Below are 386 nucleotides of genomic sequence, written 5' to 3'. Positions count from 1 at the left end.
AGTTGAACCTGTCGCTACGTCATCATCATATGCCGCATCCTGCCACATCCAGGTATCATATAAATTCGTTAGTGTCACTAGGGTTTGCCAAAATGGCAATGTGGTAAAAGCCGCTCGTTGATCTTTAAATACCAACTCGGTCGCCGAAGATGTCCCCGTATCGTCAGTAATAAACCGAGCCACCGTCGTCGCCTCAGCCCACACCGGTGCATTCGAAACGTGGTGGTCATAAACGACTGGCTGGATACCCGTTACTTGGTTGAATTGCAGTAACATTTGCATTGATGGGGTATTGTCTAACAGCATCACGTGTGTCGGTTTACGCACCTTGTCTGCTACAATATCATCCAGCACTTGCTTCAGGACAGCATCAATACCGGGTGCCC

At 48.7% G+C, this 386-nt stretch carries 1 pseudogene; it reads right to left on the bottom strand.

Going from position 1 to position 386, the window contains the following annotated elements:
* Positions 1-386 (bottom strand): annotated as a pseudogene (locus WEIDD23_RS13905) (phosphohydrolase); the annotation flags it as partial.

This window comes from Weissella sp. DD23 (assembly GCF_001579105.1).
GTDB classification, from domain to species: domain Bacteria; phylum Bacillota; class Bacilli; order Lactobacillales; family Lactobacillaceae; genus Weissella; species Weissella cibaria.
Note: the sequence above shows the minus strand (reverse complement) of the source record. Positions and strands in the feature narration are given on the sequence as shown.